Genomic DNA, 17603 nt, shown 5'->3' with positions numbered 1-17603 from the left:
ATTTTACAACAATTTATAAAAATCGGTTTTCTTTATCTCTCCGGCAAAACTATTTTCGTTTTTTTGAGACCCCAGAATCCGCCCCCTCAAACCCCATAATGTATTTGATGTTTTCTTCTTCTACAGTAGTGATAAAAGGTGTTACATCTTTAAAATGGTTCCAGCGGTAACTTGGTTTTTTATTGAAATGCTGATACCACTTCCCATCTTCCTTAAAAGCGTAATTGTAGCGGGCGTAAACTTCGTTACGCATTTCTGCAAGTTGCTGTTTACTGTATTTTTTCACGTCTGCCCATGTAAAAATACGAAGTGAAATATCCGTAAAATTCCCTTCAGGTTTCCAATAAACCTTCCTATAGAAACGCTCTCTATCTACATCGTGAATACCGAATTTACTTTCTTTTTCACATTTGTATAGACGATAAAAATGAGACTTGTCTACCCTAAGATAGCTTTCACCCACAAAAAAATCAGAAGCCACATATTGTTTGTTAACTGCCTTTACAGGTGCGAAAATATGGGTACCGATCCAACCGCCATCATGTACGTTGGGCAAACTTTCGCAGAGGGTGACCTGTTTATTGATCAGTCCTTGTTTGCTAAAGCTCAGGTGCTGATAGTAAACAAAAGTACAATAAGACCTTGGGTCGACTATGATTTTGATCTGATAAAGCGAATCGCGGTCTTCGGCAAGATACACACCGTTTACACTGTAAGCAAAGTTGTTGACATCGGTTTCTGTATCGTAGCCTTTTTCAAGTTCAGGTGTCCATACATTAATATCCGATTGGATTGTACACGGACAATTATTCACTTGTTTCGATTGAGCGAAAGTGGTAGAAACAAGTGGCAGCATGATGAAAAGGAGTTTTTTCATAGTTAAAGACTTTGTGGAAAATACCGTACATGATCATAACAAATATGGTATCGGGTAAACCCAGGTGTGATGTTTACGGAAACCTCGCTCCCATTTCCAAAGAACTGATCTTTTTTCATCAAAAGCTATTTAACAAACATTCCAGAAAGCAACATATTATCATTAAAATTCAAGGTCACTTTATAAGGTGAAGTTTTAATTTCGATATAATTGGCAAAATCAACTGGGTGATAGTCTATTTTGAGCTTTTCCAGCAACTTGAGCACTTCATCAAATTTTAAACCCGGTTTTAAGCCATTTTCAAAGGAGATCTGCACCTTTCTAAAGTCGTTGATGGCGAAGCCGTTAATGAAATTTTCCTTTTGATTATCGGGATTGCTGTTGCTTACAGCAAAGTAAAAGTAGAAATCATGATAGTTATTCTGATAATAGATTTCATTTGTTTTTGCCGTGGTCCCATCAATTTCTGCTATTCGTTCAAAACGCTTGTTTGTAGCTGATTTTAGAAAGTCTTCTTCTGTTGTTTTACCAACAATCAAACCATTAATGTTCCAGTTTTTATCAATTTTTATAGTAGGTTTCTCTTTAACATCTTCTGGCCTGGTTGCATTTTTCACCAAATCTGCCATGTACTTTTCATTATCGCATCCGCCAAAATCAATTAAACCATTCATAATATCCCAATAGCACGATTTGGACAGATCCGTATTGTTCAAAATGATTAATCTTCTGTAATCTGGAGCATAAAAAACAAATTTATTTTGAGCCTTTATATTCCAGTACAAACCGTTGTCAGTATTCGGATTTTTAGTGCCCTTACCGTATTTAGCCTCTAGTTTCTTTAAAATATTGGCCTGCAGTTCTGGCGTTTTCAACTCAATTCTTACGCCGTAGATCTTACTTTCAGCATCATAATTTTTTAAAGCCTCATTTAACTCATTGATATTTTTAGCCTGTTTGAGATCGATATGTCCACCGCCTAATCGTGTAATGCTATCTGTTTTCAGTTTCTCCGATTCAATTTGAAAAATAATCCGCTGGCCTTCCAGATCAATTCCGTCAAAACTGTATTTCTTCGATTTTTCAACCTCCAACAACAAACTAAAAGGATATTCTACAGTTTCTACACCGATCAATAATACGTCATCAAAACTGCTGATTTTTTCAATCGGCTCGTTTAAGTTCAAGGTTGCCAGATCTATTTTCTCTTGACTTTTACAAGAAAAAATTAAGGGTAAAATGGCTAATAATAGTCTATTCATATACGATTATTCTAAAATGGAATGTATTAGTTGATGATGTCAGCTTTATTCTATACTCAAATTTAACTGTAAAATCTATAAGAAATTAAACAAATTATAATTCGCTGGCGACGGGTTATCATTCGTAGGCATTTGCGGTTTTTTCGGAATTATCGCACCTTAAAAAATATATAGTTGCTTTCGCCGTATCACTTTCCATCTGAGTTAATGGCTGGAGTGAACATCTATACTTCCCAAACTTTTCACTACCTGCTGAATGGCCTCCTCAACTGTGATCCCTGGGCACTCCGCTATTTCTTGCATCATTCCTTTTGCACCATATTCCCTGTCTTACCACCTAAAGTGGAAAATAGTCTCTTTGAACTTGACAAAACGTTAATTCCAGTAATTTCTATATTGGAAGCACGGGGTGACGAAAAACAGGAACGATTACGCGAATTGATTAAAGTAAGTTCCATTCTCGCACATGAAGGCTGGTAAAAAAAACAAGAATCAAAATTAAATCAGCTTGGAAATATTCATCATGAGCTGACAGTGTAATTTCTATTGACTTAAAAATGCTTCCGTCCGAATATTTCGTTTATGCATTTTCCCCCAATCCGAAAGTGCTATAATAACGTTTCTAAGGGTTCTGCTGTAATCTGTGGAAATATACTCTACGACCACTGGCGTTTGCTCGGCGTGCACGACCCTTTTGACAAAACCGTTTAATTCAAGATCTTTCAATTCATTTGAAAGCACTCGCGCTGAGATGCCCCTAATATTTCTTTGAAGCTCATTAAATCTGATATTCCCGCTTTCCTGCAAAACAATAATAATCTTTAATTTCCATTTTCCGCCAATAACATAAATTGCATCTTCAACAGAAGAAAGATTTTCAGAACATTTTGCAGCCGTGATAGACTCCGCTAAATCAATTGTATTTTCCATGGGATTCAACATTATACTAACCTAAAGGTTACTACTAACCTTTTGATTACTACTAACTTTTAATAAGCAAATATACATAATTTTGCTAAAGAAATTTTAACAAAGAAAAATGAAAAATATACTTCACATTATTTCAAGTCCACGAGCAGAGGTATCTGCAAGTAGAAAATTAGGAAATGCTGTTATTCAAAAAATTCAGGAAAAGTATTCCGATACCATTGTAAAGGAACGCGATCTGACAAAAAGTAAAGTTCCACTTTTGGAGGAGGTACATATAAATACGTTTTTTACACCCGCTGAAAATCATTCTGAAGAACAGCAATCAATTAGCAAATATTCGGAAGGTCTAATTACGGAATTAAAGGAAGCCGACATTATCGTCATTGATTCTCCAATGTACAACTTCTCAGTTCCAGCGACTCTGAGAGCTTATTTCGATTTTACTTCAAGAGCAGGATATACCTTCAAGTATGATGAAAATGGACCAAAGGGCCTGTTGAACGACAAGAAGCTCTACGTCGCTTTTACCTCTGGAAATATCTATTCGGAAGGCCCATACCAAATATATGACTCCAATATTCCTTACATCAAAAATATCTTTGGATTTTACGGTGTTTCTGACATCAGTGTTTTCCGCGCAGAGGGTCTTTCAATTCCCGGGATAATGGAGACATCACTAGAAAGAGCAATTGAGAATATTGCCATTGATTAATATAAAGATCTGATCGGAAATTAATCCTTGTCATTTAAATTTTGGCAAGGATTTTTATCTGGCAGAGAAATCAGCATTTAACAGGAAAATCGCAAATGTATTCAATACAGTTTCCTCTTTCCATAGAAATGCCGAGATAGGAAGCGGTCTTAACATAACTTTTGTTTAGGGAAGATAGCGGATCAGAAAATGGGAAAAATAAAAGTCCACTGAAATCGGAAAGTTTTCCGGTAAACGTATTGTGGAATGCCGCTTTCAGAAAAAAGTCATTGATAATTAACAGGAAAAGAACAAAAATAAAAAGCGGCGAAACAAGATACTTTAAGCGTTCATACATATTTCAGCTTCTACGTTTTCTATTGATACCTATTTGTACAACTTGGCGACCTGCCAACTATACCTGACTCATTAAATAGCTAAAAAACGGAGGCTAGAATAAGCTAAATTTCACTGCTTCAGTAATACTCTTCCTCGATAACAATTGGCGCATACATTAAATTGATAACATAAAAATACATTCAATTTTTGCCCGTCATTACAATTTAGCGAATTTATCCTATCTTTAATACTCGAAATATTTAAATTTTATGAAGGCACATACATACGAAACGCAGTCAACAATTACTCCTGAAAAAGCATTAGACTTCTTAAAAGAAGGAAATCAGCGCTTTGTCAATAATCTAAAAGCAAACCGGGATCTTCTCGAACAGGTAAATGCTACCCGTGAAGGGCAATGGCCGTTCGCTGTAGTATTAAGCTGTATAGATAGCCGTACTTCTGCTGAGCTTATATTTGACCAAGGTCTGGGTGATATTTTCAGCATCAGAATTGCCGGAAATTTTGTCAACCAGGACATTCTAGGCTCAATGGAGTTTGGTTGCAATGTAGCCGGTTCCAAACTCGTTGTTGTATTGGGTCATACCAAATGTGGCGCCCTGAAAGGTGGATTGGATGCTGCACAAATCGAAGGATTGGGCATGGACAACCTGAACCATTTAGTTAATCATTTTGATGCTATTATCAATGAAGTGATAGATAAAGACGAAGAACGTTCATCAAAAAATAGCGTATTGCTGGAGAAATTAAACCAGCAGAATATTAAACACGCCATTAAAGATATTCGCAGACAAAGTTCAACTCTTCGGAAGCTTGAAGAAGAAGGCAAGATCAAGATTGTCGGTGCCAATTACGATGTTGAAACTGGAAGCGTAAGTTGGCTGTAGTTTTACTGACATTGACATATTGATTAAAGCCTGTCGCCGCTATATGAATAAGAAGTGACCTCCTTTTCCTCACTATCTCTCTTTTACATGCAGCCCAGTAACAGCGTCTTTCTCGCACTATTCGACCTGCATCCGAGCAAACAGGATTAGGTGCTAGCTTCGTTATCTCCACGATAAGGGAAGGCAACAGGAAAAAGTGGGCGAAAGATGATTTCACATCAATGAGTATCAACTTTCTTTTGAAATGAATAAATATTTGGTACATCAAAAAAGCTGCAAAGAGTCTCTTTACAGCTTTTTTGATGCAATTATATCCTTAGCACTTCGTCTTCCGGCTATAGATTGTTTCGAAGGTAACCCTGAAAGTTATCCTGAAACTGAAGGCCATTGCCCAGCCTATATTTGCTTAATTTGTTATTTAGCGCCAACCCCCAAAGGATGAACTCGCTCAAAAAATAACGATCTTCGGATTTCGTTTGCGGTTGGTATTGCTCAATCAATGTTTGGATAGCTGTCACTTGGTCCAATTGGCGTTTGTAATCTGCATCTGTAAGTTCATCGGACAGCTCAATACCTTCCGATTCTGAAAACCAGCGAATAATATCGTCGTAAGGATAGCGCTCGTTGTCCCTTTCCAGTTTTTCAATTTTAGGAAATAAAATCGGGAATAGGCTTTTTACTGCATTTTCGATCAACTGCAACGCGACGGTAGCAGCTCCCTCCTGTTCACCTTCGTAAACGAGCTCAACTTTTCCGGTGATAGCCGGGACAATACCCACAAAATCGCTCAGGCGTACTGACGTCTTTTTTGATCCGTTTTTGAGCATGCGCAGTTCAGCTGTGCTTAATAGGTTCTGAAATGCTGTAATGCTCATCCGTGCGCTGACGCCACTCTTTTCATCAACATATTCGCTATTTCGGGCTTCAAAACTGATCTGCTCAATTAATTCACGGGCCAGTTCAGGAACGTATATTTGCTCTTTCTGTGCCACCTCCAGGTTGGATTCCTGGGCAGTAATTGCCTTCGCGATCTCAACTGATTCGGGATAATGTGTCAATATCTGCGATCCTATCCGGTCTTTCAGTGGCGTCACAATACTCCCCCTATTGGTATAATCTTCCGGATTTGCAGTGAACACAAACTGTATATCTAAGGGTAGGCGCAATTTGAATCCACGGATCTGGATATCCCCTTCCTGCAAGATATTGAAAAGTGCCACCTGAATCCGGGCCTGAAGATCAGGCAGTTCATTAATGACAAATATCGAGCGATTTGCCCGCGGAATCATACCAAAATGAATCACGCGATCATCGGCATAGCTCAATCTCAAATTGGCTGCTTTGATCGGATCGACATCACCGATCAGATCGGCTACGGTCACATCTGGTGTAGCAAGTTTCTCAGCAAAACGTTCACTTCGATGAAGCCAAATTATCGCAGTGTCGTCACCTTTTTCCTTCAGGAGCTCCAGGGCATAGCGGGATATGGGGTTATAAGGGTCGTCATTAATCTCGGAACCCGCTACTACAGGCACATATTCATCCAGCAGATTAACCATGAGCCTAGCCAGACGTGTCTTTGCCTGGCCACGAAGACCAAGGAAATTAATATTGTGTTTGGAAAGAATAGCTCTCTCAAGTTCGGGAATAACGGTATCCTCATACCCATGTACTCCGGTAAACACGGTTTCGCCCTTCCTAATTTTTGTAATCAGATTCTGACGCAATTCTTCTTTTATCGTCTTAGGCTTGTAACCTGAGTTTTTCAGTGCACCAAATGTTGTAATCTTTGTGTAATCCATGTCTTCTGATGATGAGGCGCAAACCTTGCGCAAGATTTATATTTTATTGCCGCTAAATGAATTGTTTATCGTATTCTTTTTTTGCGATTTTCTTCGTAGTCTTCAAAAATCATTCCGCCCAGATCTCCAAGTCCTGTGTAATAAGCCTTGCCCTGATTTGAAGCCGTAAATTCGTCGATAAATTGCTGCAAATAGGGATCTGAGGTGATCATAAAGGTCGTAATAGGTATCCCCAATTTTCGGGCCTGCGCGGCCATGCTATAGCACTTTCCGGTGATAAATGGATCTAAGCCCATTGGATTCTTATAGTAGGTCCCATCCGGCATGTTTAAACAGCTCGGCTTGCCGTCTGTAATCATAAATATCTGCTTGTTTGCATGCCGCTTGCGCCGGAGTATATCCATTGCTAACTGTAAGCCAGCGACAGTATTGGTGTGAAACGGACCCACTTGCAGATAGGGCAAGTCTTTGATCGCTATCGGCCAGGCATCATTACCGAAGACAATAATATCAAGCGTGTCTTTGGGATACCGTGTAAGGATAAGCTCCGATAGGGCCATGGCTACTTTCTTTGCAGGGGTAATCCGATCTTCGCCATATAGGATCATGCTATGGCTGATATCGATCATCAGTACCGTACTCATCTGCGATTTAAACTGTGTATCCTCTACAACCAGATCATTTTCTGACAAACCAAACTCGCCTATACCATGATTGATCTGTGCATTTTTCAGGCTTTCAGTCAAAGCAATTTTCTCGAGGCCATCTCCATACTGATAATTTCTAAAATCGCCCATGTTTTCGTCACTCTGGCCTTGTTGGCTGGTTTTATGATTACCGGACTTTCCTTTTCGCATCTTCCCAAAAATCTGGTCCAATGCATTTTGTCGCAAGGCCTTTTCCATCTTTGAGGTAATGTCTACGCCACCGTTGCCATCAAATTCCATTTTTTCCCTGATATATCCCTTATTCTTCAGATCGGCGATGAAATCATCTATGGTATATTCTGGAGTGGTCAGTTTGAACTCCCGATCCAGTTCACGCAGCCAATCAATGGCTTCATCAAAATCACCCGAGGTATGGGTAATCAATTCTTTGAAAATATCAAATAATTTTTCAAAAGGTGTCTGGAACGGCTCGTCATATTGCTTGAAGAAAAATCCCCTATTTCGTTTCGTGCTGCTCATACGTTCATTTATTAGGATGAAGAAGCTATTCGCCCGTTAAAACCAGAATAGCTTCATAAGATAAATTTACGACATAATAATCCATATAAAGAGCCATTCCCCATTTACATTGGAAAATGGCTATCGTCTGCGGTCTGACAACAAGTGGTCGTTTATTTACTCGCTTCGTTTAAAAGGCCAATATCTTCAGCATCCAATGGCAGTTTCGGAGCAGCAAATAAGGTCTCCAGTTGCGACGCACTGGTTGCGCTCACAATCGGAGCAGTGACCAATGGCTTTGCCAGAAGCCATGCTAGCGCTACTGTAGCCTGTTTAGTATCGTACTTTTCAGCCACCATATCCAAAGCTTTCAATACACGTTTACCTTTGTCATCAAAATATTTCTTTATGCCGCCACCTCTGGCGGTATTGTCAAAATCTGCCTCGGTACGATATTTTCCAGTCAAGAACCCCGCCGCAAGAGACCAGTATGGGAATACACTCAAACCATAGGTTTCGGCTATCGGGGCGTAGTCATTTTCAAAACGGCTGCGCTCAACCAAATTATAATGAGGTTGCAATGCGACATATCGGGGTAGACCATTTTTTTCCGCACTATCAAAACTTTCAATAAGCCGTTCAGGAGAGATATTTGAGGCAGCAATAAACCGAACTTTACCGGCCTTTATTAGTTCATCGTAGGCTGATAAGGTCTCCTCAACAGGTGTAACGTTGTCATCAAAATGGGTATAGTATAAATCTATTTGATCTACCCCCAAACGCTGCAAGGACTCGTCAGCTGATTTCAAAATATGTTTCCTGGAAATATCAAAACCATGTTCCTTCGTCTCAGACCCAACCTTAGTCGCTAGTACAATGTCGTTGCGATTACCGCGATTTTTTAACCATTTACCAATAATTTCTTCAGATTGGCCGCCTTTCCCGTTTACCCACCAGGAATAGGTATCCGCAGTATCTATAAAATTAAATCCGGCTCCTACAAATTTATCCAGAATCTCAAATGATTTCTGTTCATCAAGTGTCCATCCGAAGACATTACCACCAAAGTTGATCGGAGCAATCTCTAAATCTGTGTGTTGTATTTTTATCTTTTTCATCAACATTAATCTTTTGTTGTTCGCTTGTAAAAAGGTGCTTCTCAGTCATCAATAACCAGTACCTAATCTAAAGTTACAGCAATTAAAATAAAAATAGGATATGAAGCTGGAACGATCACCATATATTGCACAAGATAGACATAAAGGTATCAAATCCATGCCTATTAGTTGTTGTTGCGATAATGTTCCAAAATAATAAAAGCCTTAGCTACAGTAGCGGACTATTTTTTTTATGAATCCGTCAATCTGTTGCAGATGGTGTTCTCTCACATCGTCTATTGCCAAAGTTCCTCCAAGGATGAACATTTCCTTGTGCTTAAAGCGTTGCCCCAATCGGTCGTCAAGCATAATATGCTGCATGCTTTGTGCAATCCCGATTTCCTCTAAAAAGTTGTTAGGATGGCCTGCTGTACAGATAACTAATCCATAGTTGATTGTTTTCATTTTTGGCAAATCTGGCTTTTGACCATAAGCATAACCAACAGCATATACCCGATCAAACCAACCTTTCATCATGGCCGGGCAATCGCTCCACCAAACGGGGTAAAGGAAGATAATACAATCTGCGTTTCCTATCTTTCGATGTTCTTCAAGCACATCTTTTGAGATAGGCAATAATGTTTGAGAAAGCCCTTCCCGCAAGTATTCTTCTGCAGTCATATTGCTCTGAAAATTATTAGCATACAGATCGGAAACCTCAATATTCCAATTTTGCGCCGACAGAAGGGTCTTTAAATGGTTGAAGATCTCAAAAGTATAAGATCTCTCACTCGGATGACAATAAACAATTAAAATATTCATAATATTCTGAGGATTACTTTTGTTATTCAAAATTTCATTATAAGTTCGAATCACTTTTATTTGATCAAAACAATATCGGCAACTGAACGCTTGCCATCATGATCAAATAATTTATTGTCTGAAGGATAATTAACAATTCCATTTGTCATAGCCCTTTTTAATATAATAATGTTCGGCCCGAAAACTAAATTAACCATTTTTCAGGTAAAACAGAGTCGTTTCTTTACATACCTACGGTCCGAACCAATCTGGTGCATGCCTATAAACTGAACTAGTTAAGGAAATTATCCAAGAAATCCTTAAAGCATCTGTTTATCTGTTTCATAAACCGACCCCACACTGCATCCTGGACGATATAGGAGTGATTGCGAAGAGAACAATCGCCCAGTATTTCGGATCCGTTACAGGTAAAATAATAGCCTCCGAAATTAAAGCACTACCAACCATTTGTTCCTAGCCGTAATGCTCGCTGCTTCAGTCGGCACCCCGAAGGTATTCGCAGCAAAATCAACATTCGCTTTTGTAATGATTTACTAATGACCCAAAGTTAACATTGGCTTCCTTGGTTATTCCGTTAAGAATGAATCAGCCACCCAAGCTTGACCCCATAAAAAAATGTTGCACAGCTGGCAACCAAGTTTTTAAGGATAAATTGCTATTTTAGCGATAGCATATAATAACCGGATGGGACAAAAACGGATGAGATACCGACACAAGTAAACATCTATAGCGAGCAAAACAGAGCTAGTCTAAAAAACTTATTATGATTTATGACTCAAATAAATTTATCAATTGAAATATTAAACTATGGCCTTCAACTATCTATGGAGTTTGGACAAAATTGGTTAAAACCAATTAACGAAAGGTTGGCTACTAAATTTCCAGATCTGCTCCCGCAGCAACTGGAGGAATGCAATGCTCTCTGCAAAAAAGTACATCAAATTGCACACCGTTTTATAGTCGAGAATCCCATTCGCTCCGATACAGGAATTGAATTTGTAGATTTCTACCAATTTAAACAGTTTATATACAAAAAATATAGCTGGCTTTCTTCAGCAAATTTACAACGCCTTTACAGTCAAAGCTGTTATTACGCCTATAAATAAAAGCTTGGTCAATAAAAATTATTTCCGGGCACAATTTGGCATACGCTGTGGTCTTCGGCCCAAACGCCGCAGCCTTACTTCTTTTCTGTGAATATAGTTGCTTTACGTATGGTCAAAGGACTCGCATTTCGAAACTGGGACAATTTAAATGGGCAATGAAAGATATTAATATTTATACCAGCACAAATGGCACAAGCTGGACCTTGATTAAATCCGCCCAATTGAACAAAGTCTCCGGTTCCTGGATCAATGTTAACCTGGATGCAACGATCAGTACCCGTTATCTTAAAGTAGAATCGGTGAATTCCTGGGGTGATTTCTTTTATTCACATCTTGCTGACTTTGGGGTCTTTTCTAATTAGTTTGCAGTAAAGTAAAGCACAAAGAGTAGCCATTATGAAGTAGCTGCTCTTTGTGCTTGATATAACAGTATATTTCCCAATCTATCAGTTTAAAACATAACGGCTAGAATGCCGTTGGAAATTGACAAAAACAGTGATAATGGAGTATAAATATGGGTGTCTCGTGAGGCAAATACAGTATTCCTATACTTCTTGAATACGCCGACATATTTCAGATCCCCGATAAATCGAACAAAGAAAATACCACTGATCATATACATGCCATAACCCGCGTAGTTGTTATCAAAAGGTCCTTTCAGAACGCCAATTGCACAGAGGTTTGTCAAAGCAAAAAATATTAATCCAATCGCAACCAGTAACGTACCGGGCCGGCCTGGATTAAATACCCTTCTTCCATTGAGGTCTGTGGGTATAGTAGCACTTATCCCCCACTTTCCCCAAAATACCCAAAAGAGATGAAGCAACGCTAACAAAATAAAAATAGTGGCAATCACAATTGATAATAAATGTTCCATTGAGTAAATATAAAATATTCTTTACGATCTTCGTACGATTCAATTTTTATTATTTTGACATTATGCGGTATCTTGTAGATTTCATCTTTCGTATAGTTATAGCCCGCTAAATTTGCATTTTCTTTACCAGGCTTTCTCTGAAGTTCAACAAAATAACGCAGTGTAATGGCATTGCCCAAACTGTTCTCCGTTTTCAAATCGGATTTTTCCAATCCAGTTGATGCGATGTCCACTCGAATAAATATTTCCCTGTATCCGAAATTTTAGATTTTCAGCAGCTTTGGAAAGCATAAAAATTTGGTACGGGAGCTGTTTTGCAACATTTATTTGTTACAGTTGGAAAGTTAACACGACAAAAACAACATCTAGCCGCACAGAAAAACAATTAGAAACCGAACTTTAACAACAGGTATTTCAGTCACTTATTGACAAAAATGCCTCTAAGACTACTTTATATAAAATACACACATTGTTTCCAATATTTTTGTATAATAGCTATATTTTAAAAAAATAGCTAGGTAATGTTATCCATCGAATATTATTTCAAAACATATTTTCTACAGCTCTGTACATTTGCCTTTCCATGGGTCAACTCGGAGGAAATAGCTAAGGATATTGTACAGGATGCTTTTATTGTCTTGATGGATAAACCAGAGCTGTTGGAGAAGGGAGAACGTGTTATCAAAAGCTTTCTCTACACCTCAGTAAAAAATATGGCAATGAATGCCAAACGGCGAGATAGGGTATTTGATAAGATACGGGATGCTATTACCATACCGGAGTCTGACGATCGGAATATCTTAGACGATCTTATCAATGCCGAACTGATTGGTGCATTACACCGTGAACTCGACCAATTGCCTGAGGGCTGTCAGCGGATCTGCCGTTTAATTTATTTGGATGGTATGAAATATGATGAGGTCGCACAGGAATTAGATGTTTCCGTCAACACCGTAAAAACGCAGCGTATGCGTGCAATAAACCTTTTGAAAACCAAATTCCTGAATTTAGTATTGAACTTCCTTTTATTTTAAGGATCATTTGCCCTTCTATTTTTAAAAAAAATATTTTTTTTCATTTGGAGTCACCCATTTTGATTCCTCAAGTTATTTAGTTATTGAATTATGATAGAAACAGATAAAATAGTCTTGGCTGAATTAGCTTCATTACTCCTGAAAGAAGGACAACTACCTACTGCACAAGAGAATGAACTAAGACGTTTGCTGGAAAAATATCCCGATGCAAAGGATAGTTTACGCCACCGGCTTGCCAATACAGATATCCATGTTCCATTTGATTTACGTATCACTGACCTGGATCAGGAGTGGAAAATTTTAAAAACCAAATACAATGAACGAAAAATTGCACCAAATTATCATCGGTTAAATGGGAACTGGAAACCCGCTATTAGAATTGCTGCCGCATTATTATTGCTCTTTACTTTTGTCTGGATCTGGAAATCTTATTTAAAACCTGTCAATTATCTTATTCCGGACAAGGTCTATGGACAAAAAAATGATGTTCTTCCCGGAGAAAACGGTGCTATCCTGAAGATTAAAGGACAAGACGAAATTAACTTAATGAATAAACAAGTTGACGGAAGTCTTCCTCAGGGGATTGAATTAAAAGATGGTAAATTGCTGTACTCACAGCTCAAAACCGAAGAGTCTAATCCGATCCACACCTTAATTGTGCCCAAAAGATCTACCATAGCACTAACACTAAGTGATGGTACACGGGTATGGGTGAATTCGGAATCGGAATTGACCTATAAGGCCAATTTCGAGAAAAACGAACGGACAGTAAGATTAAAGGGTGAAGCCTATTTTGAAGTTGCCAAAGACACAAAGCGCCCGTTCGTGGTGGAGGCCAATGACCTTAATGTCCAAGCTATAGGAACAGCCTTTGACATCAATTCCTATAAACCTAATGCTAAAGTTTTACTTACAGAGGGACGCCTAAAAGTCAATGGACAGGAAAATGAGATTTTTATAGATGCAGGAAATGGGGTAAAAATGATTAACAGTCAATTGGTAGCCTTTCCGATACCAGATATGGAAGAAGCAACGGCCTGGAAAGATGGTTACTTCTATTTCGAAAATAAGAGTATGCAACAGATTCTCGATGAGCTAAGCCGATGGTATGGTATCAAAATTGACTCCAACGTCTCATTGGATAAAAGACGTTACAAAGGTGGCATAAAAAGAGATGTGACCCTTGCAGAGGTCTGTAATCTACTAAAAGACCTGACTGGTTATCAGCTGACAATCGACAAAGAAAAACTAATCGTTAATAAGCTGGTCGACAAAAAATAAATAAACTATCTAACCAAGAAAAGGAGGGCTTAAAATATGTAAGAAGAAAAATACCTAAATATTGTATAAAAAAGAATGCAGAAGTACTCCAATACTCCTGCATCTGATTGAATTAACAACTGATCGTAAACTATTAATTCTCTACCAAATTATGAATAATTTATTTTATTCAAAAGGAATTCTTTGTCCTATAGACAAGGGAAAATTTTTGAACAATCTAATCAAAATGAAACTGACAGGAATATTATTGGCAACATCCATGATGGGTGCCTATGCTTCAAGCTCTGCTCAGATTACACTGCACGCCAAAAACGCCAAGATCGAAACCGTCCTCAAAAACATCACCAAACAGACAGGAGTACGTTTTATCTTTATGGAGGGCTTACTGAACAATGAAAAAGCAAATCTTGAAATAACAGATGCACCCCTGAATAAAACACTTGATCAGCTATTTAAAAATAGTGCCTTCTATTACATGGTACATCGTGGCACCGTAGTCATAAAAAGAAAACAGGACGATGCCTCTGATGATCGGTCAGGCAGCGAAAAGCTGTATCAGCAACGATCCATCAGAGGGAAAATACATGACACAAAAGGGAATCTATTAAGTGCGGTAAGTATTTTGCTCAAAGGGACAAACATAGGAACCTCGACAAATACCAGGGGTGAATTTCAGCTTTCTCTACCAGACGGGAATAAGGGCACATTGATTTTCAGCGCGGTAGGCTTTAAACAGCTTGAAATTCCTATCAATAACAAAACCGAGCTCAATATCGTCATGGACAATGACGAAGTCGGGCTTGAGGAGGTTGTGGTGGTCGGGTTTTCAGAGGTCGATAAAAAGCACCTGGCTTCCTCCGTATCCCAAATGGATATGGAAAAAGTAAAAAACCGGCCCATTTATAAAATGCAGGATGCTTTTTCAGGAACAATTCCCGGTGTTACAATGATGCGGGGAAATAGTCTTCCCGGCAGTGTCCCCGGGACGATTTCCATTCGTGGTATCAGCACCTTACAAAATGCCGATCCTCTGGTCATCGTGGATGGAATGGAACAAAGTATTCACGATATCGATCCTAACCAGGTGAAAAGTATTACCGTACTTAAAGATGCGGCTTCAGCGTCTATGTATGGCTCACGTGGTGCCAATGGCGTTATTATCATCGAAACAGAACGTGGGCAAACGGGTCAATTCAAGGTTTTTACAAATAATTGGTATGCCATAAACAAACCGATAGATCTTCCTGAATTTGTAGGGGCAGTTGATTTTATGAAATTGCGAAATGAAACACTGGTCCAACAAGGACAACCTGCGATCTATTCGGATGAAACAATTGAACAATATGCCAGCGGAAAAATAAAAGGGGTCAATTGGTTGGGCGAAGTAATGGAACGAACCTCCACAGCAATTAACAACAACGCCAGTATTTCCGGTGGCGGCGGTGTGGGGACCTTCAACCTTATGTTGGGCCATATTAAGGAAAATGGACTTAATAACATCGAGGGAACACAGAAATTTTCGGCACGATTCAATACCAATATCAATATTGCTGATAAATTCGTCCTCATGGCTGACTTCTATGCGCATCGCTTGCAAGTAGACCGTCTCATGGCAAACGATGATGGTCACGGGCTTTACCAACAAGCCTGGCGCCTGAATCCAACACAACAGATTTATTATAATGCTGACAGACCCGAACCCTTCATCCTCCATAACAACATTAACCCTATAGCTTCGATTAAACATGGGGGAACCAAAAACTATATGCATGATCGCAGTACCATTAATCTTCGCCCCAAATACAATATCAACAGCAATCTAAATATTGAAGGAAACGTGTCATACATGATCAACAAATCTGCTGACAAACAAAGGCGGTTAACCTACAAATTCTTTGATGAAAAAGGGGCTCCGATCAGCATATGGGGAAATGATGTGGATGCTTCACAAGGTGTAAGTGAGAGCCAGCTGACCGCGAGGGCGTTGGTAAATTATAACAAAGAACTACGTCAGGATAAAGACAAAATCTATCTCACTGCCGGTTCTGAGATCATGAGCTATACCTTCACTGATTTTAGAGAAATTAGCAAGGCTTCTTTTTTCGGTAAACTGAACTATTCATTTGATAACCGTTATATATTTGAATTAACAGGTCGATCGGATGGAAGCAGTAAATTTGCACCGGGTCGTCGCTGGGGATTCTTTCCATCGGGAGCTTTTGCCTGGAATTTACATAATGAACGCTTTTTCAAACCTATTCTCGAATCCGAGGCGATCAGCAATATTAAGATTCGTGCGTCATACGGGTTGATTGGTAATGAAAATGTAGCGCCTTATTTATGGCAGGAATCTGTCAATACCTGGGGATGGACGATGCGCGTCCCTAATTCTAATTTTTCCTGGGAGAAACAAAAACAATGGAATCTTGGCCTCGATATGAATGCACTCAAAAATAGACTTTCTCTTACAGCGGAGGTATACCATAAGAATTCGTATGATTTAATCTATGATCAATTTGCTGTCCCCCCATTAACGGGTTCATACACCTTAGTATCCGCAGTAAATATTGGCGCGGTAGAGAACGATGGTTGGGAAGTCTCGGTAAACTGGTCTGACAAGAAAGATGATTTCTCCTATAAAGTCGGTGCAATGCTTTTTAACAATCGTAACCGCATACTCAAGGCTGGCTATAATGAAAATGACCGATTGATTTTCAAAGGCAACAATGACCAGATATGGTATAAAGGGATCCCGATCAACAACTATTACGGTTTTCAATCAAATGGTTATTTTCAGAGTCAACAAGAAATTGATGAAACCGCAGCGAAAATGCCCAATTCCAGACCTGGCGATATCCGCTATGTCGACCAAAATCAAGATGGTTTAATTAACGACAATGACCGCGTTTACCTCGCAGATCCACTTCCGTATTACAATTACGCCATCAATATGGACCTACATTATAAACGCTGGGATTTTTCAGCACTGGGTCAAGGTGTGGGCAAAAGAACTGGCCGATTAGCCGGTCAGGAAGCTTATCCAGTTTATGTCGATGGAAACAGTAATGACCTGGGGGCACCACGTGTTGAATATGTTGCCGACCATTGGAGCCCAGAAAATCCAAATAGCCGCTTCCCGCGTCTCTGGACAGGCTCCACGCCCAATACCCTTTTAAGTAATGTATGGCTCAGCAATGCAGCCTTTTTTCGTGTTAAATCACTTCAACTCGGCTATACTTTTCCATCCATTGGCAAAAGTGTTAAAAACTTACGGATTTATGTAAACGCGCAGGATGTATTCACCATAACAAAGTGGGAAGGTTTGGACCCTGAGCGGATCGACAGCGGTAATGGAAATTATCCGCGGATGGCAACATATAGTTTTGGATTAAGCGCGAGCATTTTTTAATATCA

General features: G+C 39.1%; 17 protein-coding genes. 8 read left to right on the top strand and 9 right to left on the bottom strand.

Translation table 11 applies throughout. The annotated features are described in order from the left end of the window. Positions 1-49: 49 nt before the first annotated feature. Positions 50-877, bottom strand: a complete 828-nt coding sequence (locus DCO56_RS08600; protein WP_108633329.1) for a YARHG domain-containing protein — start codon at positions 875-877, stop codon at positions 50-52. A gap of 125 nt (positions 878-1002) precedes the next feature. After that, positions 1003-2139, bottom strand: coding sequence for a hypothetical protein (locus tag DCO56_RS08595; RefSeq protein ID WP_108633328.1), 1137 nt, complete (start codon positions 2137-2139; stop codon positions 1003-1005). Positions 2140-2346: 207 nt separating this feature from the next. On the opposite strand from DCO56_RS08595, the gene DCO56_RS08590 reads away from it, so the two are divergent. Next, positions 2347-2619 (top strand): hypothetical protein, encoded by a 273-nt coding sequence (locus tag DCO56_RS08590; protein ID WP_108633327.1) that lies wholly within the window; start codon positions 2347-2349, stop codon positions 2617-2619. A 63-nt stretch (positions 2620-2682) separates the two neighbouring features. Here the strand turns inward: DCO56_RS08590 and DCO56_RS08585 are convergent, their stop codons facing one another. Next, positions 2683-3069 (bottom strand): winged helix-turn-helix transcriptional regulator, encoded by a 387-nt coding sequence (locus DCO56_RS08585; protein ID WP_108633726.1) that lies wholly within the window; start codon positions 3067-3069, stop codon positions 2683-2685. A 109-nt stretch (positions 3070-3178) separates the two neighbouring features. Here DCO56_RS08585 and DCO56_RS08580 point away from each other — a divergent pair, with 109 nt between their 5' ends. Beyond that, the gene (locus DCO56_RS08580; protein WP_108633326.1) at positions 3179-3781 is read left to right on the top strand and encodes an FMN-dependent NADH-azoreductase; all 603 of its coding nucleotides are present in this window, start codon (positions 3179-3181) and stop codon (positions 3779-3781) included. Positions 3782-4368: 587 nt separating this feature from the next. Next, entirely contained in the window at positions 4369-5004 is a 636-nt protein-coding gene (locus DCO56_RS08570; protein ID WP_108633324.1) for a carbonic anhydrase, read from the top strand. Between the two features lie 335 nt (positions 5005-5339). Here DCO56_RS08570 and DCO56_RS08565 read toward each other — a convergent pair whose 3' ends face one another. From DCO56_RS08565 to DCO56_RS08550, 4 genes are all read right to left on the bottom strand, one after another. Then, positions 5340-6806: a magnesium chelatase gene (locus DCO56_RS08565; RefSeq protein ID WP_108633323.1), complete on the bottom strand. Its 1467-nt coding sequence runs from the start codon at positions 6804-6806 to the stop codon at positions 5340-5342. A gap of 65 nt (positions 6807-6871) precedes the next feature. Then, entirely contained in the window at positions 6872-7993 is a 1122-nt protein-coding gene (locus DCO56_RS08560; protein ID WP_108633322.1) for a vWA domain-containing protein, read from the bottom strand. Positions 7994-8145: 152 nt separating this feature from the next. Further along, positions 8146-9090: an aldo/keto reductase gene (locus tag DCO56_RS08555; protein WP_108633725.1), complete on the bottom strand. Its 945-nt coding sequence runs from the start codon at positions 9088-9090 to the stop codon at positions 8146-8148. Positions 9091-9294: 204 nt separating this feature from the next. Then, positions 9295-9891, bottom strand: coding sequence for an NAD(P)H-dependent oxidoreductase (locus tag DCO56_RS08550; RefSeq protein WP_108633321.1), 597 nt, complete (start codon positions 9889-9891; stop codon positions 9295-9297). A 770-nt stretch (positions 9892-10661) separates the two neighbouring features. Here DCO56_RS08550 and DCO56_RS08545 point away from each other — a divergent pair. Continuing rightward, entirely contained in the window at positions 10662-10997 is a 336-nt protein-coding gene (locus tag DCO56_RS08545) for a hypothetical protein (RefSeq protein ID WP_146191000.1), read from the top strand. A 155-nt stretch (positions 10998-11152) separates the two neighbouring features. Then, positions 11153-11359 (top strand): hypothetical protein, encoded by a 207-nt coding sequence (locus DCO56_RS08540; protein ID WP_108633319.1) that lies wholly within the window; start codon positions 11153-11155, stop codon positions 11357-11359. A gap of 89 nt (positions 11360-11448) precedes the next feature. On the opposite strand, the gene DCO56_RS08535 is transcribed toward DCO56_RS08540, so the two are convergent. Together DCO56_RS08535 and DCO56_RS08530 are read right to left on the bottom strand one after the other, a co-directional pair. Beyond that, entirely contained in the window at positions 11449-11874 is a 426-nt protein-coding gene (locus tag DCO56_RS08535) for a DUF3995 domain-containing protein (RefSeq protein ID WP_108633318.1), read from the bottom strand. Continuing rightward, a complete protein-coding gene (locus DCO56_RS08530) occupies positions 11850-12107 on the bottom strand; it encodes a hypothetical protein (protein WP_108633317.1) in 258 nt (85 codons plus the stop codon). The genes DCO56_RS08535 and DCO56_RS08530 overlap by 25 nt, the downstream gene beginning before the upstream one ends. A gap of 288 nt (positions 12108-12395) precedes the next feature. Here DCO56_RS08530 and DCO56_RS08525 point away from each other — a divergent pair, with 288 nt between their 5' ends. The 3 genes from DCO56_RS08525 to DCO56_RS08515 all read left to right on the top strand — a co-directional run bounded on the left by DCO56_RS08525 (position 12396) and on the right by DCO56_RS08515 (position 17598). Next, positions 12396-12908: a sigma-70 family RNA polymerase sigma factor gene (locus DCO56_RS08525; RefSeq protein WP_108633316.1), complete on the top strand. Its 513-nt coding sequence runs from the start codon at positions 12396-12398 to the stop codon at positions 12906-12908. Positions 12909-12998: 90 nt separating this feature from the next. Continuing rightward, complete coding sequence (locus DCO56_RS08520; protein WP_108633315.1) at positions 12999-14189, top strand: FecR family protein; 1191 nt, start codon at positions 12999-13001, stop codon at positions 14187-14189. Positions 14190-14340: 151 nt separating this feature from the next. After that, positions 14341-17598, top strand: a complete 3258-nt coding sequence (locus tag DCO56_RS08515) for a SusC/RagA family TonB-linked outer membrane protein (protein WP_219929346.1) — start codon at positions 14341-14343, stop codon at positions 17596-17598. The last annotated feature ends 5 nt before the right edge of the window (positions 17599-17603 follow it).

This window comes from Sphingobacterium athyrii (assembly GCF_003071065.1).
Classification (GTDB): Bacteria; Bacteroidota; Bacteroidia; order Sphingobacteriales; family Sphingobacteriaceae; genus Sphingobacterium; species Sphingobacterium athyrii.
This window is presented reverse-complemented; position numbering and strand designations above follow the sequence as displayed.

What these genes read in the sequence shown, in the direction of transcription:
- DCO56_RS08600 (WP_108633329.1), bottom strand. Translation starts at nt 877, where the DNA reads ATGAAAAAACTCCTTTTCATCATGCTGCCACTTGTTTCTACCACTTTC.
- DCO56_RS08595 (WP_108633328.1), bottom strand. Translation starts at nt 2,139, where the DNA reads ATGAATAGACTATTATTAGCCATTTTACCCTTAATTTTTTCTTGTAAA.
- DCO56_RS08590 (WP_108633327.1), top strand. Translation starts at nt 2,347, where the DNA reads ATGGCTGGAGTGAACATCTATACTTCCCAAACTTTTCACTACCTGCTG.
- DCO56_RS08585 (WP_108633726.1), bottom strand. Translation starts at nt 3,069, where the DNA reads ATGGAAAATACAATTGATTTAGCGGAGTCTATCACGGCTGCAAAATGT.
- DCO56_RS08580 (WP_108633326.1), top strand. Translation starts at nt 3,179, where the DNA reads ATGAAAAATATACTTCACATTATTTCAAGTCCACGAGCAGAGGTATCT.
- DCO56_RS08570 (WP_108633324.1), top strand. Translation starts at nt 4,369, where the DNA reads ATGAAGGCACATACATACGAAACGCAGTCAACAATTACTCCTGAAAAA.
- DCO56_RS08565 (WP_108633323.1), bottom strand. Translation starts at nt 6,806, where the DNA reads ATGGATTACACAAAGATTACAACATTTGGTGCACTGAAAAACTCAGGT.
- DCO56_RS08560 (WP_108633322.1), bottom strand. Translation starts at nt 7,993, where the DNA reads ATGAGCAGCACGAAACGAAATAGGGGATTTTTCTTCAAGCAATATGAC.
- DCO56_RS08555 (WP_108633725.1), bottom strand. Translation starts at nt 9,090, where the DNA reads ATGAAAAAGATAAAAATACAACACACAGATTTAGAGATTGCTCCGATC.
- DCO56_RS08550 (WP_108633321.1), bottom strand. Translation starts at nt 9,891, where the DNA reads ATGAATATTTTAATTGTTTATTGTCATCCGAGTGAGAGATCTTATACT.
- DCO56_RS08545 (WP_146191000.1), top strand. Translation starts at nt 10,662, where the DNA reads ATGACTCAAATAAATTTATCAATTGAAATATTAAACTATGGCCTTCAA.
- DCO56_RS08540 (WP_108633319.1), top strand. Translation starts at nt 11,153, where the DNA reads ATGAAAGATATTAATATTTATACCAGCACAAATGGCACAAGCTGGACC.
- DCO56_RS08535 (WP_108633318.1), bottom strand. Translation starts at nt 11,874, where the DNA reads ATGGAACATTTATTATCAATTGTGATTGCCACTATTTTTATTTTGTTA.
- DCO56_RS08525 (WP_108633316.1), top strand. Translation starts at nt 12,396, where the DNA reads ATGTTATCCATCGAATATTATTTCAAAACATATTTTCTACAGCTCTGT.
- DCO56_RS08520 (WP_108633315.1), top strand. Translation starts at nt 12,999, where the DNA reads ATGATAGAAACAGATAAAATAGTCTTGGCTGAATTAGCTTCATTACTC.
- DCO56_RS08515 (WP_219929346.1), top strand. Translation starts at nt 14,341, where the DNA reads ATGAATAATTTATTTTATTCAAAAGGAATTCTTTGTCCTATAGACAAG.